General features: G+C 32.8%; 25 protein-coding genes. 19 read left to right on the top strand and 6 right to left on the bottom strand.

Annotated features, from left to right (window positions below):
• Nucleotides 1–73: 73 nt before the first annotated feature.
• From HNP35_RS20055 to acs, 7 genes are all read left to right on the top strand, one after another.
• Nucleotides 74–1,249 (top strand): 2-isopropylmalate synthase, encoded by a 1,176-nt coding sequence (locus tag HNP35_RS20055; protein ID WP_184166046.1) that lies wholly within the window; start codon nt 74–76, stop codon nt 1,247–1,249.
• A 56-nt stretch (nt 1,250–1,305) separates the two neighbouring features.
• On the top strand, nt 1,306–2,424 hold the full coding sequence (gene leuB / locus HNP35_RS20050; protein WP_184166048.1) for a 3-isopropylmalate dehydrogenase: 1,119 nt from the start codon (nt 1,306–1,308) through the stop codon (nt 2,422–2,424).
• Between the two features lie 268 nt (nt 2,425–2,692).
• A complete protein-coding gene (gene ilvD, locus HNP35_RS20045) occupies nt 2,693–4,366 on the top strand; it encodes a dihydroxy-acid dehydratase (protein WP_184166051.1) in 1,674 nt (557 codons plus the stop codon).
• 64 nt (nt 4,367–4,430) lie between these two features.
• Nucleotides 4,431–6,119, top strand: a complete 1,689-nt coding sequence (ilvB, locus tag HNP35_RS20040) for a biosynthetic-type acetolactate synthase large subunit (RefSeq protein WP_184166055.1) — start codon at nt 4,431–4,433, stop codon at nt 6,117–6,119.
• Between the two features lie 86 nt (nt 6,120–6,205).
• Entirely contained in the window at nt 6,206–6,727 is a 522-nt protein-coding gene (ilvN, locus tag HNP35_RS20035) for an acetolactate synthase small subunit (protein ID WP_184166059.1), read from the top strand.
• Nucleotides 6,728–6,787: 60 nt separating this feature from the next.
• Nucleotides 6,788–8,257, top strand: coding sequence for a ketol-acid reductoisomerase (ilvC, locus tag HNP35_RS20030; protein ID WP_184166062.1), 1,470 nt, complete (start codon nt 6,788–6,790; stop codon nt 8,255–8,257).
• 491 nt (nt 8,258–8,748) lie between these two features.
• Nucleotides 8,749–10,656, top strand: coding sequence for an acetate--CoA ligase (gene acs, locus HNP35_RS20025; RefSeq protein ID WP_184166065.1), 1,908 nt, complete (start codon nt 8,749–8,751; stop codon nt 10,654–10,656).
• A 104-nt stretch (nt 10,657–10,760) separates the two neighbouring features.
• Here the strand turns inward: acs and HNP35_RS20020 are convergent, their stop codons facing one another.
• Both HNP35_RS20020 and HNP35_RS20015 read right to left on the bottom strand, forming a co-directional pair.
• Complete coding sequence (locus HNP35_RS20020; protein WP_184166068.1) at nt 10,761–11,357, bottom strand: 3'-5' exonuclease; 597 nt, start codon at nt 11,355–11,357, stop codon at nt 10,761–10,763.
• A gap of 3 nt (nt 11,358–11,360) precedes the next feature.
• On the bottom strand, nt 11,361–13,274 hold the full coding sequence (locus tag HNP35_RS20015; protein ID WP_184166071.1) for a DUF294 nucleotidyltransferase-like domain-containing protein: 1,914 nt from the start codon (nt 13,272–13,274) through the stop codon (nt 11,361–11,363).
• Nucleotides 13,275–13,815: 541 nt separating this feature from the next.
• Between HNP35_RS20015 and HNP35_RS20010 the strand changes: the two genes are divergently transcribed.
• The 11 genes from HNP35_RS20010 (at nt 13,816) to HNP35_RS19960 (ending at nt 20,185) form a co-directional block, all read left to right on the top strand.
• Nucleotides 13,816–14,943 carry a hypothetical protein gene (locus tag HNP35_RS20010; protein ID WP_184166074.1) on the top strand — a complete coding sequence of 376 codons (1,128 nt, stop codon included), beginning with the start codon at nt 13,816–13,818 and terminating at the stop codon, nt 14,941–14,943.
• A gap of 16 nt (nt 14,944–14,959) precedes the next feature.
• Nucleotides 14,960–15,151, top strand: coding sequence for a hypothetical protein (locus tag HNP35_RS20005; protein ID WP_184166077.1), 192 nt, complete (start codon nt 14,960–14,962; stop codon nt 15,149–15,151).
• Nucleotides 15,152–15,568: 417 nt separating this feature from the next.
• Entirely contained in the window at nt 15,569–15,739 is a 171-nt protein-coding gene (locus HNP35_RS20000; protein ID WP_184166080.1) for a hypothetical protein, read from the top strand.
• Between the two features lie 118 nt (nt 15,740–15,857).
• Nucleotides 15,858–16,583, top strand: coding sequence for a hypothetical protein (locus tag HNP35_RS19995; protein ID WP_184166083.1), 726 nt, complete (start codon nt 15,858–15,860; stop codon nt 16,581–16,583).
• 2 nt (nt 16,584–16,585) lie between these two features.
• Nucleotides 16,586–17,092 carry a hypothetical protein gene (locus tag HNP35_RS19990; protein ID WP_184166087.1) on the top strand — a complete coding sequence of 169 codons (507 nt, stop codon included), beginning with the start codon at nt 16,586–16,588 and terminating at the stop codon, nt 17,090–17,092.
• Nucleotides 17,093–17,211: 119 nt separating this feature from the next.
• Nucleotides 17,212–17,697, top strand: a complete 486-nt coding sequence (locus HNP35_RS19985) for a hypothetical protein (RefSeq protein ID WP_184166090.1) — start codon at nt 17,212–17,214, stop codon at nt 17,695–17,697.
• 120 nt (nt 17,698–17,817) lie between these two features.
• A complete protein-coding gene (locus HNP35_RS19980; RefSeq protein ID WP_184166093.1) occupies nt 17,818–17,988 on the top strand; it encodes a hypothetical protein in 171 nt (56 codons plus the stop codon).
• Nucleotides 17,989–18,007: 19 nt separating this feature from the next.
• On the top strand, nt 18,008–18,526 hold the full coding sequence (locus HNP35_RS19975) for a hypothetical protein (RefSeq protein WP_184166096.1): 519 nt from the start codon (nt 18,008–18,010) through the stop codon (nt 18,524–18,526).
• A gap of 240 nt (nt 18,527–18,766) precedes the next feature.
• The gene (locus HNP35_RS19970) at nt 18,767–19,222 is read left to right on the top strand and encodes a hypothetical protein (RefSeq protein WP_184166099.1); all 456 of its coding nucleotides are present in this window, start codon (nt 18,767–18,769) and stop codon (nt 19,220–19,222) included.
• Between the two features lie 59 nt (nt 19,223–19,281).
• Nucleotides 19,282–19,803: a hypothetical protein gene (locus HNP35_RS19965; protein WP_184166102.1), complete on the top strand. Its 522-nt coding sequence runs from the start codon at nt 19,282–19,284 to the stop codon at nt 19,801–19,803.
• 148 nt (nt 19,804–19,951) lie between these two features.
• Nucleotides 19,952–20,185 carry a hypothetical protein gene (locus tag HNP35_RS19960; RefSeq protein ID WP_184166105.1) on the top strand — a complete coding sequence of 78 codons (234 nt, stop codon included), beginning with the start codon at nt 19,952–19,954 and terminating at the stop codon, nt 20,183–20,185.
• 209 nt (nt 20,186–20,394) lie between these two features.
• Here the strand turns inward: HNP35_RS19960 and HNP35_RS19955 are convergent, their stop codons facing one another.
• Nucleotides 20,395–20,778: a hypothetical protein gene (locus HNP35_RS19955; protein WP_184166108.1), complete on the bottom strand. Its 384-nt coding sequence runs from the start codon at nt 20,776–20,778 to the stop codon at nt 20,395–20,397.
• 85 nt (nt 20,779–20,863) lie between these two features.
• Nucleotides 20,864–21,280, bottom strand: coding sequence for a hypothetical protein (locus HNP35_RS19950; RefSeq protein ID WP_184166111.1), 417 nt, complete (start codon nt 21,278–21,280; stop codon nt 20,864–20,866).
• A gap of 141 nt (nt 21,281–21,421) precedes the next feature.
• Here HNP35_RS19950 and HNP35_RS19945 point away from each other — a divergent pair, with 141 nt between their 5' ends.
• Nucleotides 21,422–22,651, top strand: a complete 1,230-nt coding sequence (locus HNP35_RS19945) for a multidrug effflux MFS transporter (RefSeq protein ID WP_184166114.1) — start codon at nt 21,422–21,424, stop codon at nt 22,649–22,651.
• A 161-nt stretch (nt 22,652–22,812) separates the two neighbouring features.
• Here the strand turns inward: HNP35_RS19945 and HNP35_RS19940 are convergent, their stop codons facing one another.
• On the bottom strand, nt 22,813–24,078 hold the full coding sequence (locus HNP35_RS19940; RefSeq protein ID WP_184166116.1) for an NAD(P)/FAD-dependent oxidoreductase: 1,266 nt from the start codon (nt 24,076–24,078) through the stop codon (nt 22,813–22,815).
• Between the two features lie 80 nt (nt 24,079–24,158).
• On the bottom strand, nt 24,159–25,493 hold the full coding sequence (locus HNP35_RS19935) for a DEAD/DEAH box helicase (protein ID WP_184166118.1): 1,335 nt from the start codon (nt 25,491–25,493) through the stop codon (nt 24,159–24,161).
• Between the last annotated feature and the right edge of the window lie 133 nt (nt 25,494–25,626).

Genomic DNA, 25,626 nt, shown 5'->3' with positions numbered 1-25,626 from the left:
AAATGAATTTCGTACTGCGATAGTACAATATATATTTGTTATCAAGATGTGAAATTACATTAAATTAATGAATATGAATAGAGAGAAAGTTCAAATTTTTGACACCACTTTGCGAGATGGTGAACAAGTTCCAGGATGTAAGTTAGATACTAAGCAAAAATTAGTAATCGCAGAACGACTAGACAAAATGGGAGTTGACATTATCGAAGCAGGCTTTCCTGTGTCAAGTCCAGGCGATTTTTTATCGGTCTCTGAGATTTGTAAAATTGTAGAAAATGCAACCGTCTGCGGACTAACAAGAGCCGTAAAAAACGACATTGATGTTGCTGCAGCTGCTTTAAAGCATGCTAAGAAACCTAGAATCCATACTGGAATCGGAACTTCGGAATCTCATATACTCCACAAATTACAAACTACGCCTGAAGATATTATTGCAAGAGCAAAATTTGCTGTATCACACGCTAAATCTTATGTAGAAGATGTAGAATTCTACGCTGAAGATGCAGGTAGAACAGACAATGCTTTTCTTGCAAAAGTTTGTGAAGAAGTTATCAAATCTGGAGCAACAGTATTAAATATTCCTGATACTACAGGATATTGTCTTCCAGAAGAGTATGGAGCAAAAATTAAATACTTAAAAGAAAACGTAAAAGGAATCGAAAACGTAATCCTTTCATGTCACTGTCATAACGATTTAGGAATGGCAACTGCAAATTCTATAGCTGGAGCTATAAATGGTGCAAGACAAATTGAATGTACTATTAATGGTATCGGAGAAAGAGCTGGAAATACTGCACTTGAAGAAGTGGTAATGATTTTCAAACAGCACCCATACTTAAATTTAGATACAAACATTAATACTAGAGAATTAAACGAAATGAGCCGTTTAGTTTCTGAAAGTATGGGAATGATTGTTCAGCCTAATAAAGCAATAGTTGGAGCAAATGCATTTGCACACAGTTCTGGAATTCACCAAGATGGTGTAATTAAAAATAGAGCGACTTACGAAATCATGGATCCGCTAGATGTTGGAGTAAATGAATCTTCAATTATTTTGACAGCTAGAAGCGGAAGAGCAGCTTTAGCTTACCGTGCTAAAAAAGTAGGTTACGAATTAACAAAAACACAATTAGATATCGTTTATATCGAATTTTTGAAATTCGCAGATATTAAAAAAGAAGTTGTAGATGCGGATATTCATCAAATTATTGAAGCTTCTAAAATAGAAGGTGAATTAATTAGAAGTTAATATTTTAAAATAAATTAGGAACAATAAGGATTTAAAGACATAAAGAGCGAGAGATTATGAATTTAAAAATTGCAGTTTTACCAGGAGATGGAATTGGGCCTGAAGTAATTTTACAAGCTAAGAAAGCTTTGTATGCCATTGGCGAAGTGTACAATCATGAATTTGTTTTTGAAGATGCGCTGATGGGAGCGGTTGCTATCGATAAAACAGGAAATCCTTTACCGGAGCAAACTTTAAACCTGTGTTTGAATACAGATGCAGTTTTGCTAGGTGCAATTGGAGATCCTAAATACGATAACAATCCAAATGCAAAAGTTCGTCCAGAGCAAGGATTGCTGAAACTGCGAAAAGAACTAGGATTGTTTGCTAATATTCGTCCTATAAAACCTTATAAAGCCTTAATAGAATCTTCTCCTTTAAAAAGAGAAATTATTGAAGGAGCTGATTTTACCATTTTTAGAGAATTAACAGGTGGAGCTTATTTTGGAACTAAAACACTTAACGAAGAAGGAACGCATGCTTCAGATTTATGTGAATATTCAGAAGAAGAAATCACAAGAATTTCACATTTAGCTTTTAAATCAGCACAAAAAAGACGTAAAAAGCTAACAATGGTTGACAAAGCAAATGTTTTGGAAACTTCAAGATTATGGAGAAAAGTAGTTCAGAAAGTGAGCGAAGATTACCCAGATGTTAAGCTTGATTTCTTATTTGTTGATAATGCAGCGATGCAGTTGATTTTAAATCCGAAACAGTTTGACGTGATTTTGACTGAAAACTTGTTTGGAGATATTTTATCTGATGAAGCAAGTGTAATTACAGGATCTATTGGTTTGCTGCCATCAGTTTCTTTAGGAGAAAAAAATGCTTTGTTTGAACCAATTCACGGATCATATCCGCAAGCAAAAGGAAAAAATATAGCCAATCCGATTGCTTCGATTTTGGCAGCGGCGCTTTTGCTGGAGCATTTTGGATTAACTAAAGAGGCTAATGTAATTTATAAAGCAGTAGAAAAAGCAATTGAATACAAAGTAGTTACAGTTGATTTAAAACCAGATTCAAAATTCGGAACAAACGAAGTTGGAGAATTCGTTTCTAATTTTATTTTCAGTAAAGACGATTTGCTGTATTTTAATAATGACAATGTAAGTATTGGGCAATCTACAATTGTTTAATATTTTCTGTTAAAAAGTGAAGATAATCACAAGAAGTATTTGAAATGTTGAGATTTTATTTTTTTAGTTACTAAAGTTTATATACTTTTGTAACACTAAAAAAATAAGCGATGCAAATCTCAATTATTATTACTTCTGTCGTTGTTGTCAATGTGATTCACACATCTGCATCGGGAATGTTATAAATATAATTGAAAAACTATATTACAAACCTTCCAAATACTGGAAGGTTTTTTTTTGAATAAAAAATTAAAATAAAAAAGCAATAATGGAATTAAATAAGTACAGCAAGACCATCACCCAAGATCAAACACAGCCTGCAGCGCAAGCGATGTTGTACGGAATTGGTTTAACTGAAGAAGATTTGAAAAAAGCACAAGTAGGTATTGTGAGCATGGGTTACGATGGTAACACTTGTAATATGCACTTGAACGATTTAGCAAAAGATGTTAAAAAAGGTGTTTGGGATGCAGATCTTGTCGGACTTATTTTTAATACCATTGGTGTCAGTGACGGTATTTCTAACGGAACTGAAGGAATGCGTTATTCATTAGTTTCTCGCGATGTAATTGCAGATTCTATAGAAACTGTTGCGGGAGCTCAATGGTACGATAGTATTATTGCAATTCCTGGTTGCGATAAAAATATGCCTGGAGCATTAATCGCAATGGGAAGATTAAACCGTCCGTCTATGATGGTTTACGGAGGATCTATTCACTCTGGAAAATGGAAAGGAGAATCTTTAAATATCGTTTCTGCTTTTGAAGCTTTAGGAAAAAAAGTAAAAGGAGAAATTACTCCAGAAGATTTTAAAGGAGTTATACAAAATGCTTGTCCAGGAGCTGGAGCTTGTGGTGGTATGTATACAGCAAATACAATGTCTTCTGCAATTGAAGCATTAGGTATGAGTATGCCATATAGTTCTTCAAACCCTGCTTTAAGTCAGGAAAAAAGAGACGAATGTCTTGCTGCAGGAAAAGCAATTAAAATTTTATTAGAAAAAGATATTAAGCCAAGAGATATTATGACTCGTAAAGCTTTCGAGAACGCTATTACAATTGTAGCAGTTTTAGGAGGTTCTACAAATGCGGTTATGCACTTAATTGCAATGGCACATTCTGTTGGTATCACAATCACTTTGGATGATTTTCAAGCTATTAATGACAGAACGCCAGTTCTTGCTGATATGAAGCCAAGTGGAAAATATATGATGGAAGATATTCATGAAGTTGGAGGTATTCCAGGAGTAATGAAATATCTATTAAAAGTTGGATTGATTCACGGAGATTGTTTAACTGTAACAGGAAAAACAGTTGCTGAAAACTTAGCTTCAACACCAGATTTACAAGATGGTCAAGAAGTAATTCATGAAATCCAAAAAGCTTTAAAACCAACTGGAAACATTCAAGTTTTATACGGAAATCTTGCTTCTGAAGGTGCTGTAGCAAAAATCAGTGGTAAAGAAGGAGAATATTTTGAAGGGCCAGCAGTTGTATTTGAAGGCGAATTTGAAGTAATTCCAGGTCTTCAGGCCGGAAAAATTAAACCAGGTAATGTAGTCGTCATCAGGGGTTGTGGACCAAAAGGTGGTCCGGGAATGCCTGAAATGCTAAAACCTACATCTGCCATTATCGGAGCTGGATTAGGAAGCAGCTGTGCACTTATTACAGATGGTAGATTCTCCGGAGGTTCACACGGTTTCGTGGTAGGCCACGTTACACCAGAAGCATATGATGGTGGAGGTATTGCACTAGTAAAAGATGGAGATATGATCGCTATTGATGCTGTGAAAAATACAATCGACCTGAAGATATCTGACGAGGAATTTGCAGCTAGAAAAGCGGCTTGGGTTAAGCCACCTTTAAAAGTTGACAGAGGAGTTTTGCTTAAATACGCTAGATCGGTGTCAAGCGCTTCTACAGGTTGCGTTACCGATAATTAATTTTAAAACAATAATATCAAGAATCAATTAAAAATTAAAATTGATTCTTGAAAAACAATATACTATGAGAATATCAGGGGCAGAAGCCGTTATAAGATGTTTGTTAGAAGAAGGAGTAGATTTGGTTTATGGTTATCCAGGTGGAGCAATCATGCCAGTTTACGACGAGTTATATAAATTTCAAGATCAGTTGCACCACGTTTTAGTTCGTCACGAACAAGGAGCAACGCATGCAGCTCAAGGTTATGCTAGAGCTACAGGAAAAGTAGGGGTGGCGATTGCTACTTCTGGACCAGGAGCAACTAATTTGGTTACAGGAATTGCCGATGCTCAGATCGATTCAACTCCAATGGTTTGTATCACAGGACAAGTTGGAAGACATTTATTAGGTTCTGACGCTTTTCAGGAAACTGATATTATCGGAATTTCGACTCCAGTTACAAAATGGAATTTTCAAGTAACTGAAGCTTCTCAAATTCCTGGGATTATTGCAAAAGCATTTTACATTGCTCGTTCTGGACGTCCAGGGCCAGTATTGATTGATATTACTAAAAATGCTCAATTTGATGAGTTTGAATTTAGTTATGAAAAATGTACAGGAATTAGAAGTTATGTTCCAGTTCCGAAATTAAATTTAGAAAAAGTTGCTGAAGCTGCTGCTTTGATTAATAGTGCTAAAAAACCATTAATCGTTTTTGGACAAGGAATTATTCTTGGTCAAGCGGAAGCAGAATTCAAAGCTGTAATCGAAAAATCTGGAATTCCATCTGCATGGACAATTTTAGGACTTTCGGCTTTGCCTACAGATCATCCTTTAAATGTTGGAATGTTAGGAATGCATGGAAATTATGCTCCTAACTTATTGACTAACGAATGTGACGTTTTAATTGCTTTCGGAATGCGTTTTGACGACCGTGTTACAGGAAACTTAAACACTTATGCAAAACAAGCAAAAGTAGTTCACTTCGAAATTGATCCAGCAGAAATTGATAAAAACGTAAAGACAGAAATCGCTGTTTTGGGTGATGTTAAAGAATCTTTAGCAGCATTATTGCCTTTATTAGAAGCAAAATCTCACGATTTATGGCATAATGAATTCAAAGCTTTAAGAGAAGTTGAGTTCAATACAGTTATTAAAGAAGAACTAAATCCAACAAATGGTAAAGGAATTTCAATGGGAGAAACTGTTGAAATGATAAATAAACATTCAAAAGGTGATGCAATTATTGTAACAGATGTTGGGCAGCATCAAATGTTTGCTTGTCGCTATGCAAAATTCAATTCTACCAAAAGTAATATTACCTCTGGAGGTTTAGGAACAATGGGATTTGCATTGCCAGCAGCAATTGGAGCAAAAATGGGTAAACCAGAACGCGAAGTTGTAGCGATTATTGGTGATGGAGGTTTCCAAATGACAATTCAAGAATTAGGAACAATTTTCCAAACTCAGGTTCCGGTTAAGATTGTTATTCTGAATAATGAATTTTTAGGAATGGTACGTCAATGGCAAGAATTGTTTTTTGACAACCGATATGCATCAACAAAAATGATTAATCCAAATTTTGTTGCAATTGCTGAAGGATATCATATTAAATCTAAAAAAGTAACAAGTCGCGATGATTTAGACGAAGCTGTTGCAGAAATGTTAGCTTCTAAAGAATCTTACTTCTTAGAAGTTATGGTGGAAAAAGAGAATAATGTATTCCCAATGATTCCAACAGGAGCGTGTGTTTCAGAAATTAGATTAAGCTAAAAAAGTTTCAAGTTTTAAGTTTCAGGTTTCACGTTCTCAACAGAACTTGAAACTTGAAACCTGAAACAAAAAAAAACTAAAACAAAATGGAAGATAAAACATTTACCATATCGGTATATTCAGAAAATAATGTAGGATTGCTAAATAGAATTTCAGGTATTTTCTTAAAGCGTCACATTAATATATTAAGTCTAAATGTTTCAGAATCAGAAATAGAGAATGTTTCAAGATTTATCATCGTAGTTAATACGACAGAGAAATGGGTTCAAAATATTGTTGGGCAAATTGAAAAACAAATTGAAGTTATAAAAGCATTTTATCATACAGATGAAGAAACAATTTTCTTAGAAAATGCTTTATTTAAAATTGCTTCAAGCTTGTTGTTTGACGAAAAACAAATTCAGAATATCATTAAAGAAAGCCAGTCTACAATTGTAACGGTTTCTCGTGATTTCTTTGTGATTTCAAAATCAGGAAGACGTTCTGAAATTGAAGAATTATACGAAAAGTTCAAACCATACGGAATTATGCAGTTTGTACGTTCTGGAAGAATATCAGTTTCTAAACAAAAAATGGAGATTTCATCACTATTAGAAACATTCAAATAATTAAATCTTAGTTATATATAATCATTATTAAATTTCATTTCATTAAATATTAAAACAAAAATGGCAAATTATTTCAATACATTACCACTTAGATTACAATTAGAACAATTAGGAGTTTGCGAATTTATGGAGCAATCAGAATTTGCAGACGGAATTGCAGCATTAGCTGGAAAAAAAGTTGTAATTGTTGGTTGTGGAGCACAAGGGTTGAATCAAGGATTAAACATGAGAGATTCTGGTTTAGATATTTCTTATGCATTACGTGCAGATGCAATTGCTGAAAAGAGAGCTTCTTTCAAAAATGCTTCTGAAAATGGTTTCAAAGTAGGAACTTACGAAGAATTGATTCCAACTGCAGATTTAGTTTGTAACCTTACTCCAGATAAACAGCATACAGCAGTGGTAAATGCTATTATGCCATTAATGAAAAAAGATTCTACTTTGGCTTATTCTCACGGATTCAACATTGTAGAAGAAGGAATGCAGATTCGTAAAGACATCACTGTTATTATGTGTGCTCCTAAATGTCCAGGTTCTGAGGTTCGTGAAGAATACAAAAGAGGATTTGGAGTTCCAACTCTTATTGCAGTTCACCCAGAAAATGATCCAAATGGTTTAGGCTTAGATCAAGCAAAAGCTTACGCTGTAGCAACTGGAGGACATAGAGCAGGAGTTTTAAGATCATCTTTCGTAGCTGAAGTAAAATCAGATTTAATGGGTGAGCAAACTATCCTTTGTGGATTATTGCAAACAGGTTCTATTTTATGTTTCGATAAAATGGTTGAAAAAGGAATTGATGCAGCTTATGCTTCAAAATTAATTCAGTTTGGATGGGAAACTATCACTGAAGCTTTGAAACACGGAGGTATCACAAATATGATGGATCGTTTGAATAATCCTTCAAAAATCGAAGCTTATGAATTGGCTGAAGAATTGAAAGATATCATGCGTCCATTGTTCCAAAAACACCAAGATGATATCATTTCTGGAGAATTCTCTAGCACAATGATGGCTGACTGGGCAAATGATGATGTTAACTTATTGAAATGGAGAGCTGCTACAGGAGAAACTAACTTCGAAAAAACAGCTCCACAAGAAGCTCCAATCTCAGAACAAGAATATTTTGACAATGGAGTATTAATGATTGCAATGGTTAAAGCTGGTGTTGAATTAGCTTTCGAAACAATGACAGAAGCTGGAATTATCGAAGAATCAGCTTACTACGAGTCATTACACGAATTGCCATTAATTGCAAACACAATCGCTAGAAAGAAATTATTCGAAATGAACCGTGTAATTTCTGATACTGCTGAGTACGGATGTTATTTATTCGATCACGCATGTAAGCCGTTATTGACTGAATTCATGAAAAAAGTGGATACAAATATCATCGGAAAACCATTTTCAACTTCAAATGGAGTAGATAATGCTGTTTTAATTGCTGTAAATAGAGAAATTCGTCAGCATCCTATCGAAGAAGTAGGAGCTTGGTTGAGAGAATCTATGACTGCAATGAAGAAAATTGGATAATTAAGAAATTGGGAATTCCCGTAGAATTCGATTTTACGGGATTTGCACTGTATCAATGATTTATAATATTTTGAATTAGTAAGCACTTATTAAGATTAATAGATATAGATGCATATTGCATTCACTTAACTTCTGCTAAAGTAAGTTAAGTGAAGCTAATCCCTTATAATGGGGTATATTTTATAAAAATATACTTGTTGAGATTTCTATTGTAATTAATAATGATGCTGCTATTTCAAAGTTGAAAATATTTGTAATGCAGTTTTACAAAATTAATTGTTATTGAAATTTGTTAAATTAAAAAAGGCATAATATCTATTTATTATGCCTTTTTTTCCTTTTAGTTTGTTTTAAAAAATAAAGATTTAAAACAAATGCAAATAATTATCATATTTTATTAAATAAATGTTTTTTTTTGATAAAATTTATGAATTAAATTATTTTAAGAATACGTTCAGATTTAATACATTTATAAAAAAATTCAACAAAAGATGAGCTATTACAAAATTGAAAATTTAGAACAATATTTCAAGCATTACAATAAGTCAATAAGAGAGCCAAGAAAATTTTGGGGAAAAATAGCTGAAGAAAATTTCACATGGTACCAACAATGGGAAAAAGTAGTTGATTTTAATATGGCTGAAGCCGAAGTAAAATGGTTTACAGATGCTAAAGTTAACATTACCAAAAACTGTATTGATAGACATTTAAGCAAAAGAGGAGATAAAACGGCTATTATTTTTGAGCCAAACGATCCTTCTGAAGAAGCTTTACATATAACGTATAATGAATTATACGAAAGAGTTTCAAAAATGGCAAACGTTCTTCGCGAACAAGGCGTTCGTAAAGGAGATAGAGTTTGTATTTATTTGCCAATGATCCCAGAATTGGCTGTTTCTGTTTTAGCGTGTGCTAGAATTGGAGCTATACATTCTGTTGTTTTTGCTGGATTTTCTGCTTCTGCAGTTTCTGCGAGAATTAACGACTGCGAATGTAAAATGGTTATTACTTCTGACGGAGGTTATAGAGGAAACAAAACAATTGACTTAAAAGGAATTGTTGACGAGGCCCTTGAAACTTGCCCTTCAGTTACAAAAGTTTTAGTAGCTAAAAGAACAAAAACAGACGTAAAAATGAAAGAAGGCCGTGACATTTGGTTACAGCCACTTTTAGATGCAGCTTTAGATAATAGTGTTGCAGAAATTATGGATGCCGAAGATCCATTATTTATTTTATATACTTCAGGATCAACAGGTAAACCAAAAGGTATGGTGCATACTACTGCTGGTTACATGGTTTATACTGCATATACATTTAAAAATGTTTTCAGTTATGAAGAAAATGATATTTTCTGGTGTACAGCAGATATCGGATGGATTACAGGTCACTCTTATATTTTATATGGACCATTATTAAATGGTGCTACAACTGTTATTTTTGAAGGAGTTCCGTCTTATCCAGATTTTAGCCGTTTTTGGGATATTATCGAAAAACATAAAATTACACAATTCTATACAGCGCCAACTGCAATCCGTTCATTAGCAAAAGAAAGTTTAGATTATATTCAAAAATATCCTCTAAAATCTCTTAAAGTTATTGGATCTGTTGGAGAGCCTATTAACGAAGAGGCTTGGCACTGGTTTAATGACCACGTGGGAGATAAGAGATGTCCAGTTGTGGATACTTGGTGGCAAACAGAAACTGGCGGAATTATGATTTCTCCAATTGCTTTTGTTACTCCAACAAAACCAACTTACGCGACATTGCCATTACCAGGAATTCAACCAGTTTTAATGGATGAAAAACGTAATGAAATTGAAGGAAATCAAGTAGTTGGAAGTTTATGTATTAAATTCCCTTGGCCTGGAATTGCTAGAACAATCTGGGGTAATCACGATCGTTACAAAGAAACTTATTTCTCTGCTTTCCCTGGAAAATATTTTACAGGTGACGGTGCATTAAGAGATGAAGTTGGATATTACAGAATTACCGGTAGAGTAGATGATGTTGTAATTGTTTCTGGACATAATTTAGGAACTGCACCAATTGAAGATGCTATCAACGAACATCCAGCGGTTGCTGAATCTGCTATTGTTGGATTCCCACATGACATTAAAGGAAATGCTCTTTACGGATATGTTATTCTAAAAGAAACTGGAGAAGTTAGAAATAAAGAAAATTTATCAAAAGAGATCAATCAATATATTGCAGACCATATTGGGCCAATTGCGAAATTAGATAAAATTCAATTCGTTTCTGGTTTGCCTAAAACTCGTTCAGGAAAAATTATGCGTAGAATTTTACGTAAAATTGCTGAAGGAGATTTCTCTAACTTTGGAGATACTTCAACTTTATTGAATCCAGAAGTTGTTGAACAGATTATGAAAGAAAGAGTTTAATGATTCTATAATAAAATAAAAAAGCCTCTTAAAATTTTTAAGAGGCTTTTTTATTTATTCGACAAATTGGAATTTGGTATTTTTTATATTTAAAATTTTAAAAGTTATTTAATTCCTAAACGAGATTTTAATTTAAGAAATAAAAGTCCGATTCTGTAAGCGTCTTCAGAAGAAGAATTTCGATCGCTTTTTGGAATCTTGTAAATTTCACATAAATCATCTAAAGAAAACTGTTTGTCATTGATATCCGTTAGTTTTCTGTACATCATATCTACGTCTAAAGCTTCATTTTTTAATCGACCACAATCTAAACGTTCCAAAGCTGCATTTAGCATTTCGACGTCAAAGTTAATATGATGCCCAACTAAAATTGAATTTCCGACAAAATTCACGAACGCTTCAAGTGCATCAGGTTCAGGCATTTTCATCATTTTGCTTTCAATAATAAATTCATTTGAAAGTCCGTTATCTTGTAAATATTTATATTGCAATAAAACGGTCTCGAAATTTTCTTTAATTACAATACTGTCATCAATTATAGAAAATGCTCCAAGAGACAAAATAACATCTTTATCCGGATTAAGCCCAGAAGTTTCGGTTGATAAAACAACAAACTTATTAGGTTTAGTCTCGAATTTAGTTAAATAGTCTTTCCAGAATTCTGGATAGTCTTTGTTAATGTTTTTTAACCAGTCTAGCATATTTTATGAGAATTGTGTCAATTGAAATTTACTCTTAATTAGTTCCTCGAGGTCTTTCATTGGGGCTAATGCATTTTTTAATTTCTCTTTGTCAGTTTTTGACATTTCTCTTAAATTAATATATTGGCCAGAGTCATCATTTTTTAATCCTTCAACAGTTCTAAATTTTGAAAGTGTTAAGAAAGCTTCTGCACAGCTTAAATAAATTTCAGCATTTTTAGAATCTGTTATTGCTAACTGCTTGAATCTTAGGTATGTGTTTTGAATTCCTTTAATATTGGCATTTAATATCAGTAAACGAGCTCCATCAATTAGTGGCATTAAGGCTCTGGTTTTAATGTCAAATTTATCTTTGTTTGGACCTTCTTCTTCAACAATGAATTTTTTGAAAAAACTTAAAGGAGAATTTCTTTTTAAAGCATCATTTCCTAAAAAGTCAAAGAATAATGTGTTGTTTACAGCATTCTTAAAAATAACATTTTCTATAGCTTCTTCAATTTTTCCTTCTCCAAAAACAATTTCATAGTCAAAGAAAATACTGCTCAAATCGTTACTATTTTCACCTGGAGTATTCATCCAACTGTTGTATTGTTTTGTCCAGTCACTCAATGACTTACACCAAAGCATATTACTTCCCATATGGCCGTTTGGACAATATTCATAACCAACTTTTTCTAAAATAGAAGTAGTTCTTTTTGCCAATCTTAAGAAATAATCTTTTACTTCACGATATTTTTCAGGAGTAACATCTTCAAAAATTAAAATACTATCTTGGTCTGTTAATAAAAGTTGCTCTTTACGGCCTTGACTTCCAATGCTTAACCATGCAAATCGTGCAGGAGGGGAGCCTAAATCTAAAATAGAAAGCTCAACGGCTCTTTTTATAATAGCTAGATTAATTTCACTTGCAATATTACTAACATGTGAAATCGGAATATTTTTCTGAATAGAATTCTGTATCAAATCTGATAAACGATCGCGAATCTGTTTTAAATCTTTCGGAAGTTGCGAACGTTTAATTTCTTTAATTAAAACACCTGGGTTACTAGCTTGAGCTACAATAAGATCGTGCTCAGAAATAATTCCTTTTACTACTGATTTGCTAGTCCCGTCTTTTGTAACACATAAATGGGTTACATTATGTTTTAGCATCAATAATTGCGCTTCGGCCAAAGAAACATTTTCGATAACAGTAACTACTGGAGATGACATAATTTTGTCAATAGTTTCAGTAATAGGATAGCGCCCAGTTGCAATTTTTGAAGATAAATCAGCATTGGTAACAATACCAATTGGGTGATTCTTTTCGCAAATTACGATGTTATCAACCATAGAATCAGTCATTAAGATAGCGACATCCTTAATGATAGAACTTGCTTCGGTTGTTAGAGGCGAATTATTATAGTTTAATGACTGAATATATTGCATTTCTGTCTGCTGATCTAAAAAATCAGTGTCAGAAAGTAATTTTCCGTTGGAGTTCATACTGTCTTTAGTATGACGTGAATTCACAGCAAAACTCTCCAAAAGAAAGTTTAAAACATCAGAATTATTGGCAACAAAAGGCCTGAATACGGCAATCGGAATAGCATAAATAATGCTTTCCTCGCGTGCTTTAGCCGTCATCATATAATTGTTTTTAGCAAAAAACGGACGCAAACCAAAAATATCACCTTCATGACATTTGTTTAAAATCGTTTCTTCAGCATCAGCAATCGTAGTAAGATTGATAACACCAGAAGCTACAACATAAAAACTATCATGAAGCGGATCATTATTTTGGAATAATACTGCATGTTTTTCTAAATTAATGACACGAATATTCGTAGCAATATCTGATAATTCCTGAAAAGTCAAATTATCAAATGGTTTGTATTCTTTTAAAAAATCTGCAATATGTTCAGCAACTGTATTCATATATGTGATAATTTATTTTTAAAGTATCGAATGTAAAAATACTAAAATAAAGTCTTACAATGAAAGTATCTTTGGTAGAATCTAGTTATTTTAAAGAAATGTTAAGAATTACTGATAATAAGGCGTTAAAAGGTTTTTTTTGGTTTAAAAAAACTGAAATATGTTATTTTGGTTTGATAGATAATTACGGATCCTGAAAATCGTATAAACGCAAATTTATTTATTTTTTTTTGAATTATGCGATTCTCGTATCATTGTATATTTCAAAATTATACAGTTAACCAACGAATCTATTTAAAAATTGGATTCGCGAGAATCGCGTAGATTTTTTTTTCTTGATCATAATCCTAAATATTGAATTCTCACGAAATCTTTTTTATACAATTTAAAAAGTGAGGATAGTCGAATATTGTTATATGTGTATAAAGAACGAATGTTAGCAGGGAACTTCTATAATTTTATATTTTACATAATATAAATTATGGTTCAAAAGCGTTAGTATCTATTTGGTAATCAATTTGTTAACTCTAATTTTTTTAGCATGTTTAACGTTGGTTTAATAGATTCGTTAAAGGTTCGCGTAAAGCTTGATAAAGTAAAAATTCTCGATAAACGTCTGATTACTGATTACATAGCGTATTATCCTGACATTGAAACTTTAGACAATGACGGAAACGAACAGCAAAAACTTGGAGATAACTTTCGTAAAGCTGAACCATTTACTAAGATTATTAACGGCATTACGTATCGTTTTTATATTAAAGCTTTTATTGATTCTAGAAAATTAGCACACGAATATGTTGTTTTCCAGATATCTGCAAAAATGCTTAAGGAAAAATATTTCGAAGGAATTTCTTCAACTAATTATCGTACAATCGTTGACGATATCAATAGTTTTGGTGTTTTGCACATTAAACGTGAAGATTTTTGCGAGGGTCTTGTATCTGATATTGATATCTGTATCAACCAATTGATAGACGTAAAAAGTTTAAAAACTGCATTTAGCTTGATTATGCATAACCCAAATGCAGGAAAAAAGCCTCTATTGCACCATATCTCACAATCAGACACTTTAAAAAACACTTTTAATCTTGGTTTAGATTTTAATAAACGTGAAAAAGCAACAAATACAACTCCATATTGTAAAATTTATCATAAAGGCTATGAATTGCTATCAAAGTCTATCGCCTTTTATAAGGCTTATCTTGAGCCGATGAAAGCAAGCGTAATTGACAATCTTGTCAGATACGAATTCACAATTAAAGCGCATAAACACAAAGAATACTTGTGTAAAAACGGCTATAAAGCTGATTTTAAAACCTTTTATGATTTGCTTAAAGCTCGTCAGGACGATTTGACAAAAATCGCAAAAAGCGGTCTGCCTCATTATATAGAAGCAAAAGTAAAATCGAAAATCAATACAGAACTAAGTCCTATGGACGTTGCTATGCAGTTTTATATCGAGAACCTAATAAAATTAGGCTTTGATAGAGAAAAACTTTTAGGATTTACCTATTTGATTGATTGTCCTGTTTCAAGATCGCGAACAAAAAGCAAAGCAAAAAAACTCATTGACGATTTAACCAATCGTGATAAAAATTTAACTATTCAAATTCAAAATAACGAACGCAGTAACAAGTTTCTGCAAAATCTAGGTATTAACTTATAAAATTAAAATTATGAAAATGTCAGATTTAACGAGAGGCAAATATTTTTCTTTCGCAAACTCAAATGTTGTGTACTATGTAGAGCAAGTCGTTTATTCGGGAAACCAAAACGGTGACTTTCATTTGTTTTATTCAAAATTAAATACGGATAAAACTTTTAAATGGAGCACTTTCGAATTAGATAAAAGCATTACGATATACGATAACTAAATTCTTACAAAAATGAATGATGTTTTAATCTGTATAATCTTTCTATTAATCGGTCTAATAATCGGTTTAAAGATTTCCCAAAATCCCGACTAATGATAGTCGGGATTTGATTAACATTTTTGTTAAACTGCTAAATTGAAAACTATGACTGAAAATTGCTCAAACTGCATGTTTTTCGACAATTCGAAATTCGTACAAAAAATACAAACTCAAAACGCTGGCATCTGCACAAAATTTACAGAAGTCTGTTTTAAAAGTGAATCTTGCAAATGGCATATTCCCAAACAGGAACTTGAAGAAAAAGAAATTTTTAAACCTCTCGTAGAGAAACCAAAATTTATAATAAAGCAATACGATTTATTCCAATAACAAAGGAGGGTTGCACCCCTCCTCTATTTAACCCAAATGACCTATAACATGGAACAATTACAAGTGATTACTGCTAAAGAATTAGCTTTAAAAATGGGCGTGCATCTAAATACCGCCAAAGTTTATATCAAGGATATAAAACAGGAATACGATATTAAAGTTGTGTTAAGCTATCATGTTTTATCTTATTTCAAAGTTAGTGCCAAAAAAGCACAATAAAGAACAAAGAAGTCCAAAAAAGAACTAACCTCGATTTTCGGGGTTTTTTTATGCTCAATTTTGACATGTATAAAATATTATTAATTGTCGGATAGAAACCGACCTAAATTTAAAAAAAATGGAAATTTACAAAGGTACGGGCAAAACAACAACAGGAACAATTTTGCTTACTAAAGGTATTTCGGCTTTTGTTATTGGTTCTTCTGTTGAGTTTGAAGACTTGACAACTGAAACAATCCGAGTAGAAATTGAAAGGGCAAACGGCTCTAATTTCGAGATTACAAAAGGCACAATGTCTTTAGCTGATTTTATTTTGGCTACAACTTACGGAGAAGATGCAATTACAAACAATGTAGTGAGAGGTTTAAAAACTGTCGCTGTTTGTGAAATCAGTGCGCATGGTGCTGTACATTTATTTGAAAAAGATGTAATCAAAGTGACTTTAGCAGGATTGGTTAATGCAGAAACTTATGTATTGAATGGTATCGAAGAACCTGAAACAGGAACAGAAATCTACTCGTTTGAACGTAAAAGCATGGCGCCTGACGATACAAACAAAGACTTTAATGTTGCGGGATTTGATATTTTAATTCTTGACAAATCGGCTGACATTGAAGAGGTTAATTACACGTTCGAAAATGGTAGAACGGTAAAGTATAGTCTTTTTGAATTGGAAGCTATGAGCGCGTCAGTTGACCCAGTAGCATACGTTAAGAATGACGGCAAAGTCGATTCTCTTTTTAGTAAAAAGATTCAACTTCCTTTGTTGGCAGTAGTAAATGTCAATATCCGTAAATCGCAGGGTGCATTGCCTGTAAGTTTAATTCTTAGAAATCAGCTGTAACTATGGGATTTTTTAAAAACATTGGCAAAGCCATTAAGAAAAATGTTTCGTTTAAAAATCTTGTAAAAGTAGCAACGCCTATTATGGGAGCTATTCCAATCGTTGGCGGTACTGTTCAAAATATCTCGCAAAAATTGCAAGATGCTCACGAAGCAAAAAAGGAAGCGCAAAATGCGCAAAACGAGTACGATAGACAAGTTGCAGAAGCAAATGCGGAAGCCTTAAGACTGCAAGCATTACAGACAGCTGGTCAAACTGTTGGAGCTGTCGCAGGTGCTGGAACTCAAATCTTTTCAAAAGCTGTTACTGAAGGTGCTTATGCAGGTTTAGGAGCAGGAACGCAACAAGGTTTGGGAACTGTTGGAGCTGAAATTGCAGATAGCACTATAAGTGCTTGGTTTAAAAAACATTGGAAGCATATTTTAATTGGTTTATCAGTTATCGGTGCAATCTATTTAATCAGAAAGCACAACGAGGATAAATACCCAAGAAAACGTGCAAGACGATAAATTTAAGACGAAGTATTATCGCCTCTACGGTTTGATTTTCCTGATAGACACGGTAATACTTCTATTAAAGAAATTAGGCGATTTAATTGCAATTATCAAACAACTAATATTTTAAAGCTATGTCACAAACATACTATAGAGGTAAAGACGGTAACTTTTACCCTGTTCAACAGAACAATAATCGTGGTTATAACAATTCTCAGCCACAACAGCAAAAGCAGACATACAAAAAGAGCGGAGCAACTTACAGCCGTATCAGAAACGGAAATTTTGAGGGCGATACAATTGTTAATGCTTGGCGTGTTACAAAAGGTGGTCTTATGAAAGCTACGGTAGCACCTTATTCTGGTCAAGGCGGTAAAGGTCGAGAAATAGTAAACTCGGGCGGTAAGTCAGGAAATCAGGATAAGGAGTATCAAAAAATGATTTGCACTATTACCAATTCAAATGCAGGAACTACACAGACATATCATGTGCTAATGAATGTCAAAACTCAGGTTATTTCTATCAAAGAGCTTGGTTTGTGCATTACTCCAAACGGTAGCGGTGTTACTAGAAGCGGTAAGCGTGTAACGGGTTATTTCGGTAAAAACTACAAATCTTAAAGATGCTTCGGGGTCTTGCAAAATTATTGCCTCTGATTATTCATGAAATAGCAGAGGTAATAATCGAAAAATTAAGAGAGCGCAGAGAGCGCAAAGTCGAACAACAAAAAAATCTAGAAAATGAAAAGTCTTAGTACTATTACAAACATTCTAAAAGTAGTTATTAAATATGGTGCTTATATCGCTGTAGCAGTAAAAGTTGTGCAATTTGCGCATGATGAATTTGCAAAGCTGTCTGAGGAAAAAGAACCGAAAAACCTTGAAAAAGATGCCGAAGTCGTTTCTGAATAACTCGAAAGTAGCTAGAGGATTGAGAAATAATAATCCTGGCAATTTAATTAGGACAAGTATTGCTTGGCAAGGTAAAATTCCTCATTCTGCTAATACAGACAAAAATTTTGAGCAGTTTGAAAATGTTCATTTTGGACTTAGAGCAATGCTTAAAGACCTGATTAACGACATTAACAAAGGTAAAAACACCGTAAAACTTTTAATTACAGAGTATGCACCGCCAAGTGAGAACGATACAAAAGCTTATATTAATTCTGTTGCTAAAACATTGGGGGTCTCTCCTACTCAAAAACTTACAGAAATTAATTCCAAGTTTCTTATTAACCTCGTTAGGGCAATTCTGCAAGTTGAGTTGGGCAAAGATCATACATTAATAACCGATTCTGATATAGTAAAGTCGATTACTATGTTAGGCGATGTTTCAACACCGATTTTAAAAGTCACTATTGACAAGTTCGCGCTAGCAAAACAGTACATCATCCCTCTTTTAATTACAATCGGTCTTTTTTTTTATTCATACGTAACAATAACAATTTAAAACACAATCACAAATGGAAAAGTTAAAACAATTTTGGCAAGAAAACACTAAAGCAATTTTAATCGTAGCTGGTGCTTTAGCAGCGTATTTTATTTATACAAAAATTAAACAAAATCAGAAATAATGAGAAACACTAGGCAAAAACCTAGCTTCTTAGATACAAAGGTAATCCCGTTCTTTAAGAAGTACGGGATTTTTTTGGCTGTTCTTTTTCTAGTTTTTCCATACTTGTACAAGTATTTGAAAAAGACAATTGAAATTGTAAAAGATACCAATCTAGAAGCTAAAAAAGAGCAAAACTCTAACGAGAATGCAAAGGCTGACCCAACAATTATAAAGAAAAAGGTAGCTGACCTAACAAAGAGCTATCCAACTATTCCAAAAAAGACTATGGATACGATAGTTGCATCGGCTTTTAAAATAGCGGAAGCGTTCGGAACTAACGTTGATGATAACCATGTTTTATTGGGTGGTTCAATTGATTTATATAATATTTCTGCTTGGACTGAGGACGAAAAAACCGCTATTTCATTTTTGAAAAAGCATACCGGTACGTTCCCAATTTTGGAAGAGGTCTATTATAAAACCGCTACAAAATCAAAGAATTTAAGAAACGATATTATTAAATACTTGTCGAATAGCCAATATAAAGAATTAGCAAACTATTACAAATCAAAAGGCTACAATTGGCTTTAAACTACTAAAGAAATATGTATACATTATACTACTTAAACAGAAATTTACAGTTGTGCACAATGAAAGTTAAGACTTTCGATGAACCTGTTTTGATTCCAGAAGATTTGATTTTTTGTGATTTGAGACAGGAAACCACTTTCATTAAAGAGCCTACCAAGTGTATTGATTTTACTGATATTGAGCGTTTAATCATTCAATCAGAATTTAACGATATATCGCTTATAAAAGATGCTGATTTTCGTTTGCAGAATACTTATATGACCTCTTTATGTCAGGTAGACCCAAGATTATTGACTGTCAATATAGTAACTGCTCAAAGAGCCTATACTATAGATATTGAACAGGAAGTTATGGACAGGGTTTATGGCTGTTCGGGCGATATTGGAGTTACAATGCATATAATTGATGCGGATGGCATCCAACATGATTTTACACCTCTTTCATACTTGGACATGAAATATGATAATGATTTGAATTATTACTATTTTGAATGTCCGCTACCTTTTAGCATTTCAAAGGTTTGGTTTTCAGATAATCACGGTCATTTTAATGATTCGAATAAGATGGAATTTGTTCCTTAGCATCCCTCCTCCCCCAAGGGGTAGGGGAGGATTTAAAAATTAAAAATTTAACATTTTAAATAAGAATAATATGTATATTTGCTCAAACTTCTACGAGAAATAAAATAGACTACTTGCAATAGTCTCTCGTTGATAAAATCATACATCCATGTCTAAAAAACTAAAAAACGGCCTGTTAAAGGTTACTTTTTCGCATATTCTTGCGAACGGCACAAACTCGTGTTGGTTCAAATTTAAAGAGGCTTCTTTGCAATATCTCTGTTATTATTGGAGAAGCAAAGAAGCTTTTCGCTACTTAAAAATTTATCAGAAACTAGATGACGGTTCATGTGGTCCAAAAATCGGCTATATAACAAGAGATAAAGCAGAGCTAAATTTTTAGGTTAAATTATTAATTCGTTAACAGGCGTAGCCTAGTCGCCTGATAATCAACCCAAAACATAAACCAAAAAAAAAGAGCCTCGAACGGTACTTGCAATACCTTGGCTCTTATTGATAAAATCATATGACAAAGATAATAAACACTTCCGAAAAAACAAGCTTTTCATACTATAAATTATAGGTCAAAATGAAATAGCCTAAAAATAGAGGCTATTCATATAATTTGCTTAAAATGATTTCTTTTGGAACTAAATCTGCACCACCACGTTTTGAGAATTGTAATGCTCCATCGTTAGCCATTAAAACTGCACTTGAAGAAATTCCGTCCTTGTCTTTCAATTTTATTTGCGCTTTGTCGCCAAGCGGATAAACATATCCAGAAACTTCTAAAATTCCTGAATTTAATTCTTTATGATCACTCGTGATTTCAGCTGTTCCAAAAATTGCCGAATTTGACTGTGCAATTGTGATTGTAAAAATATATTCCTTTTTGCAGTCTTTACATTTTTCATTGCTCCAAGTTCCTGAGAATCGATTTTGTGAAAAAGATTTTACAGTAATTAAAAATACGGCTAAAAGAATAAATTTTTTCATTGTAGAATTTTGCTTTAAAATATGAATCAAATATAAACTAAAAAAGCACCATAAAATTATGATGCTTTTCTAATTTAAATAAAACTTATAATTTTTTCAAATAAACTGATTTTCCGTTTATTGAAACATCAATTTGGTTTGTCTTTTCATTAAATGTTGTTTTCAATGCATTACCATTAAAAATAGTAACATTACCGTATACGTGACCAACTTCAGTTGATACATAGTCGAAATTTACTTTTTTGTTACCAGGTTCAAGTCCTAACTTATAACTTGAAAATTTAGTTCCTCTTAAATCGAAATCTTGTTGTGTGTCGATAATTTTTCCATCTGCATAAAAATTGGTTACAGATTTACTTAAGGTAATATCGGGATAATACTGGTTTACTTTTTTAAGAAGTTCGTATTGTTCAACACTCGCTTCTTCTTGTTTAGATGTAATTGTTTGAGCAAATGAAATTGATGTGCATAAAACGGCTAATAATAAAAGATACTTCTTCATTTTTTTAAATTTAGATTAATAATAAGTTATTATCATTTTTTGGCTAATAGAAACTTAAATATTTTATAAACTTCGATAAGCTATACTACAAGATAAGAAATCTTTACCTTTGCAAAAAATTATAAGCCGTTTTTTAAGAAAATGACAACAAAAAAATATATTAAACTTATTCTTATTTTAGGATCTTTAACCGCACTTGGTCCTTTTTCTATTGACATGTATCTGCCTGGTTTCTCCGGAATTGCAAAAGATTTAAATACTTCTGTTGCAAAAGTTTCTATGAGTTTATCCAGTTATTTTATCGGAATTTCTGCCGGTCAATTGCTATACGGACCTTTATTAGACCGTTTTGGACGCAAAAAACCTTTGTTTATAGGCCTTTTGGTTTATATATTAGCTTCTTTAGGATGTATATATGTTGCTGATATAGATACTTTTATATTTCTTCGCTTTGTTCAAGCAATTGGAAGCTGTGCTGCTACCGTTGCTTCTGTAGCCATGGTTCGTGATTTATTTCCTGTAAAAGATATACCAAAAGTATTTTCTCTTTTAATGCTTGTAGTGGGACTTTCGCCAATGTTAGCGCCAACAATTGGTGGTTACGTTACCGAAGATTTGGGTTGGCACGCTGTATTCTTCATATTAATGTGTATGGGAATTGTTATTCTAATGGCATCACAAATCGGACTTCCAAATACTTATAAGCCAGATACATCTATTTCACTAAAACCAAAACCTATCATAAATAACTTTTTATTGGTTTTAAAAGAGCCACAATTTTATACTTACGCATTTACAGGAGCGATTGCATTCTCTGGATTATTCTCGTATGTAGCTGCTTCTCCTCTAGTTTTTATGGATATTTATAAGGTTGATGCTAAAACTTATGGATGGATTTTTGCTTTAATGTCGGTAAGTTTTATTGGTTCTAGTCAGTTGAATTCTATGCTTTTAAAAAGATTTTCTAGCGAACAAATGATTTTCGGCGCTTTGATTTCTCAATCTGTTATCAGCATAATTTTTCTGATTTTAGCTTTAAGTGATCTTTTAGGATTATATGAAACTATTGGAATGTTATTCTTATTCTTAGCTTGTTTAGGAATCTCAAATCCAAATACAGCTGGATTAACATTAGCGCCTTTTGCTAAAAACACCGGAAGCGCGTCTGCATTAATGGGTGCTATTCAGTTAGGATTAGGAGCTTTAGCTTCATTTGCAATTGGAGTTTTTGTAAAAGATTCTGTTGCTCCAATGGTTGCAATTATGACAACGACCACAATAACTGCTTTCATTATTTTGAATATTGGAAAACGATTCATCAAAAATAAAGTAAACGTTTCTGATGCTGATGATGTTATGATTGGGCACTAAATGTATTAAAATTCCAATACTTAAAAATCCAAATTCCAAGTTTAAAAACTTAAAAAGATAATTAATTTAGTATAAATGAAAAGCCGAAATCATAAGATTTCGGCTTTTTTATAACGCATCCTTTTGGAATTTGGAATTTCAGTTTTGGAATTTTTTAAAGATTAACTCTGAATTTTTTTATCAGGTCTAATAATCATTCTAAGTGATTGATCTTTTGCAAAATAAGCTACCATCCAATTCCAGAATGTATTTAATCGGTTTCTGTAAGTAATTAAAGAAATTAAGTGAATAAACAGCCAGATAATCCAAGCAAAGAATCCTTTGAAATGCCATTTTGGACTTGGTAAATCTACAACAGCTTTTGCTTTTCCAATAATTGCCATTGAACCTTTGTCATTGTAAGCAAATGGTTTAAGTGGTTTGTTTGAAACTATTGCTTTAAAGTTTTTAGCCAAATTTAATCCTTGTTGAATTGCAACTTGCGCAACTTGTGGATGTCCGTCTGGGAAATTTTTGTCTCCAGCTGTAATAGCGGTATCACCAATCGCATAAATATGATCTACACCATTAACTTTATTAAATTCGTCTGTTGCCATACGTCTTCCGCGTCCATAGCTTTCTTTCGGAATTCCTTCAAAAATTTTGGCAGAAACTCCTGCTGCCCAAATTAAGTTTTTGGTTTTGATTGTTTCTCCGTTTTCAAACATTACAGTATCATCAACGTAATCGACAACTTTAGTATTCAATTTTACTACAACTCCCAATTTTGTCAATGCTTCCAAAGTATCTTTTTGAGATTCTTTACTCATTGGCGCTAACAATGCATCACCACCATCGACCAAATAAACGTTACTGGCAGAGGTGTCTAATTCTGGGTATTCTTTTAAAAGGATATTTTTACGCATTTCAGCAAACATACCAGAAACCTCTACTCCTGTTGCCCCCCCTCCTGCTACAACAATTGTAAGTAATTTACGTCTTTTACGCATATCCTTACAAATAGCGGCTTTTTCAAGGTTTTTAAGCAGTGTATTACGCATTACGATGGCATCATTTAAGGTTTTCATCGGAATAGCGTTTTTCATCACGTTTTCCATGCCAAAATAACTCGTTTCTGCTCCAGTTGCAAAAACAAGATAATCGTATTCTAATTCTCCGTTGCTTAAAGTAATTTTCTTTTCAGCTGGAGAAACAGATAATAGTTCGCCTAAACGGAAACTTAAATTCTTTTTTCCTGCGAAAAATTTTCTAAAAGGATAACTAATGCTCGAAGGTTCTAAAAATGCCGTAGCAACTTGATATATAAGTGGTGGGAAAAAGTTATAATTATTTTTGTCTACAAGTGTTACTTGTATTTGAGGCTGATTTACGAGCTCTTTTGCTAGATTGATTCCCGCAAATCCACCTCCAATAATGACTATTTTCATATATGTTGTAATTAATAGGATTATAGAATAATTCCTTATAAAAGTACAACTTTAATATACAATGACAAAAGTCATATTATTTACTTTTTGAATTTTTTAACTGTTTTATCAACTATATCGATTTTGTTCTGTAGGACATAACTTGCCATTAATTTTTCGATTAGTTCTTCTTTCGTCAAATGATGAAAAACAGTTTTTACTTTTGTTTTTAATTCTGTTGAAAGATCATGATTTGGTTTTGTTTTAAAGATTTGCTTTGCCCACAAAAGCATGTTATTTTCTTCAAGACTTGCAGCTGTTGGTTTTTTAAATTCTGAAAATTTAATTCCCAATTCTCTTTCGAAATCGGCAATTTCAAAAACTTCTTCTTGTTGTAATACCGTTAAAGAAAGTCCCTTTGCCCCTGCCCTTGCCGTTCTTCCGCTTCTGTGAACGTAATTTTCATAAGTATCAGGTAAATGATAATTAATTACATATGAAATTTCTTTAACGTCAATTCCACGCGCCGCCAAATCGGTTGCAACCAAAATATTGATATGACCTTCGCGGAATTGTTCCATTATTCTATCACGAATTCCTTGAGTTAAACTTCCATGAAGCGCACCTGAAGAAAATTTATTGATTGCCAGATTTTTAGCCAGTTTGTTAACGGCTGCTTTTGTTTTACAGAAAATAATTCCTCTTTCGCCATCTCTAGAATTTAAGAAATGCATCAAAACTTCTAACTTTTCAATTGGATCAACAACAATGTATTCGTGATCAATCCCTTCGTTTCCAACTGTTTCCATGTTGGCGCTTATTTGAACTACATTCTTATTCAAATAATTCTGAATCAATTGCTTGATAGCGCCTGGAAGTGTTGCAGAAAACAATAATGTTCTGCGTTTTTTAGGAAGCTCTGCAACAATTTCGTCTAAACCTTCTTTTAGAATGGCGATCATTTCGTCTGCTTCATCTAAAACTAAATATTCGGTTGTTTTTAAATCAATTGCTTTTCGCTGAATTAAATCGATTAAACGTCCCGGAGTTGCCACAACAATCTGAGCGCCTTCTTTTAATCTTTCAATTTGAGGTTTTATTGGAGTTCCTCCACAAATGGAAGCAATAGATATACTAGGAATATATTTTGCAAAACTTTCTAAATTTCTAACAATCTGTTGTCCCAATTCTCTTGTCGGAACTAAAATTACAGCCTGAACATCAGTTGATTCTGAATTAACTAATTGTAATAACGGAAGCCCAAAAGCAGCTGTTTTTCCAGTTCCTGTTTTAGCCAAACCAACTATATCGTGATTTTCGCCCAAGAATAACGGAATTGTTTTCTGCTGAATTTCTGTTGGTTCAACAATATTTAATTCGCTTAAAGCTTTTAAAATTGACGCTGAAATTCCTAATGTAGAGAATGGTTTAGACATGTTCTTTAATTTTGTTTAAAGTTTCAGGTTTCAAGTTACACCAAAAACTTAATAAGTTGAAAGGAGAAATTACATTTACTATAAAATGTTATTTCTCCTTTTATAAATTATAATACTGTTCTAGATTCCAACA

The sequence above is a fragment of the Flavobacterium notoginsengisoli genome, from assembly GCF_014207905.1.
Lineage (GTDB): Bacteria > Bacteroidota > Bacteroidia > Flavobacteriales > Flavobacteriaceae > Flavobacterium > Flavobacterium notoginsengisoli_A.
The sequence above is the reverse complement of the archived record's forward strand: the minus strand, read 5'-3'. Positions and strand labels throughout refer to the sequence as shown.

Excerpts from the sequence above, each read along its gene's own strand:
- HNP35_RS20055 (WP_184166046.1), top strand. The coding sequence starts at position 74 with ATGAATAGAGAGAAAGTTCAAATTTTTGACACCACTTTGCGAGATGGT.
- leuB (WP_184166048.1), top strand. The coding sequence starts at position 1,306 with ATGAATTTAAAAATTGCAGTTTTACCAGGAGATGGAATTGGGCCTGAA.
- ilvD (WP_184166051.1), top strand. The coding sequence starts at position 2,693 with ATGGAATTAAATAAGTACAGCAAGACCATCACCCAAGATCAAACACAG.
- ilvB (WP_184166055.1), top strand. The coding sequence starts at position 4,431 with ATGAGAATATCAGGGGCAGAAGCCGTTATAAGATGTTTGTTAGAAGAA.
- ilvN (WP_184166059.1), top strand. The coding sequence starts at position 6,206 with ATGGAAGATAAAACATTTACCATATCGGTATATTCAGAAAATAATGTA.
- ilvC (WP_184166062.1), top strand. The coding sequence starts at position 6,788 with ATGGCAAATTATTTCAATACATTACCACTTAGATTACAATTAGAACAA.
- acs (WP_184166065.1), top strand. The coding sequence starts at position 8,749 with ATGAGCTATTACAAAATTGAAAATTTAGAACAATATTTCAAGCATTAC.
- HNP35_RS20020 (WP_184166068.1), bottom strand. The coding sequence starts at position 11,357 with ATGCTAGACTGGTTAAAAAACATTAACAAAGACTATCCAGAATTCTGG.
- HNP35_RS20015 (WP_184166071.1), bottom strand. The coding sequence starts at position 13,274 with ATGAATACAGTTGCTGAACATATTGCAGATTTTTTAAAAGAATACAAA.
- HNP35_RS20010 (WP_184166074.1), top strand. The coding sequence starts at position 13,816 with ATGTTTAACGTTGGTTTAATAGATTCGTTAAAGGTTCGCGTAAAGCTT.
- HNP35_RS20005 (WP_184166077.1), top strand. The coding sequence starts at position 14,960 with ATGTCAGATTTAACGAGAGGCAAATATTTTTCTTTCGCAAACTCAAAT.
- HNP35_RS20000 (WP_184166080.1), top strand. The coding sequence starts at position 15,569 with ATGGAACAATTACAAGTGATTACTGCTAAAGAATTAGCTTTAAAAATG.
- HNP35_RS19995 (WP_184166083.1), top strand. The coding sequence starts at position 15,858 with ATGGAAATTTACAAAGGTACGGGCAAAACAACAACAGGAACAATTTTG.
- HNP35_RS19990 (WP_184166087.1), top strand. The coding sequence starts at position 16,586 with ATGGGATTTTTTAAAAACATTGGCAAAGCCATTAAGAAAAATGTTTCG.
- HNP35_RS19985 (WP_184166090.1), top strand. The coding sequence starts at position 17,212 with ATGTCACAAACATACTATAGAGGTAAAGACGGTAACTTTTACCCTGTT.
- HNP35_RS19980 (WP_184166093.1), top strand. The coding sequence starts at position 17,818 with ATGAAAAGTCTTAGTACTATTACAAACATTCTAAAAGTAGTTATTAAA.
- HNP35_RS19965 (WP_184166102.1), top strand. The coding sequence starts at position 19,282 with ATGAAAGTTAAGACTTTCGATGAACCTGTTTTGATTCCAGAAGATTTG.
- HNP35_RS19960 (WP_184166105.1), top strand. The coding sequence starts at position 19,952 with ATGTCTAAAAAACTAAAAAACGGCCTGTTAAAGGTTACTTTTTCGCAT.
- HNP35_RS19955 (WP_184166108.1), bottom strand. The coding sequence starts at position 20,778 with ATGAAAAAATTTATTCTTTTAGCCGTATTTTTAATTACTGTAAAATCT.
- HNP35_RS19950 (WP_184166111.1), bottom strand. The coding sequence starts at position 21,280 with ATGAAGAAGTATCTTTTATTATTAGCCGTTTTATGCACATCAATTTCA.
- HNP35_RS19945 (WP_184166114.1), top strand. The coding sequence starts at position 21,422 with ATGACAACAAAAAAATATATTAAACTTATTCTTATTTTAGGATCTTTA.
- HNP35_RS19940 (WP_184166116.1), bottom strand. The coding sequence starts at position 24,078 with ATGAAAATAGTCATTATTGGAGGTGGATTTGCGGGAATCAATCTAGCA.
- HNP35_RS19935 (WP_184166118.1), bottom strand. The coding sequence starts at position 25,493 with ATGTCTAAACCATTCTCTACATTAGGAATTTCAGCGTCAATTTTAAAA.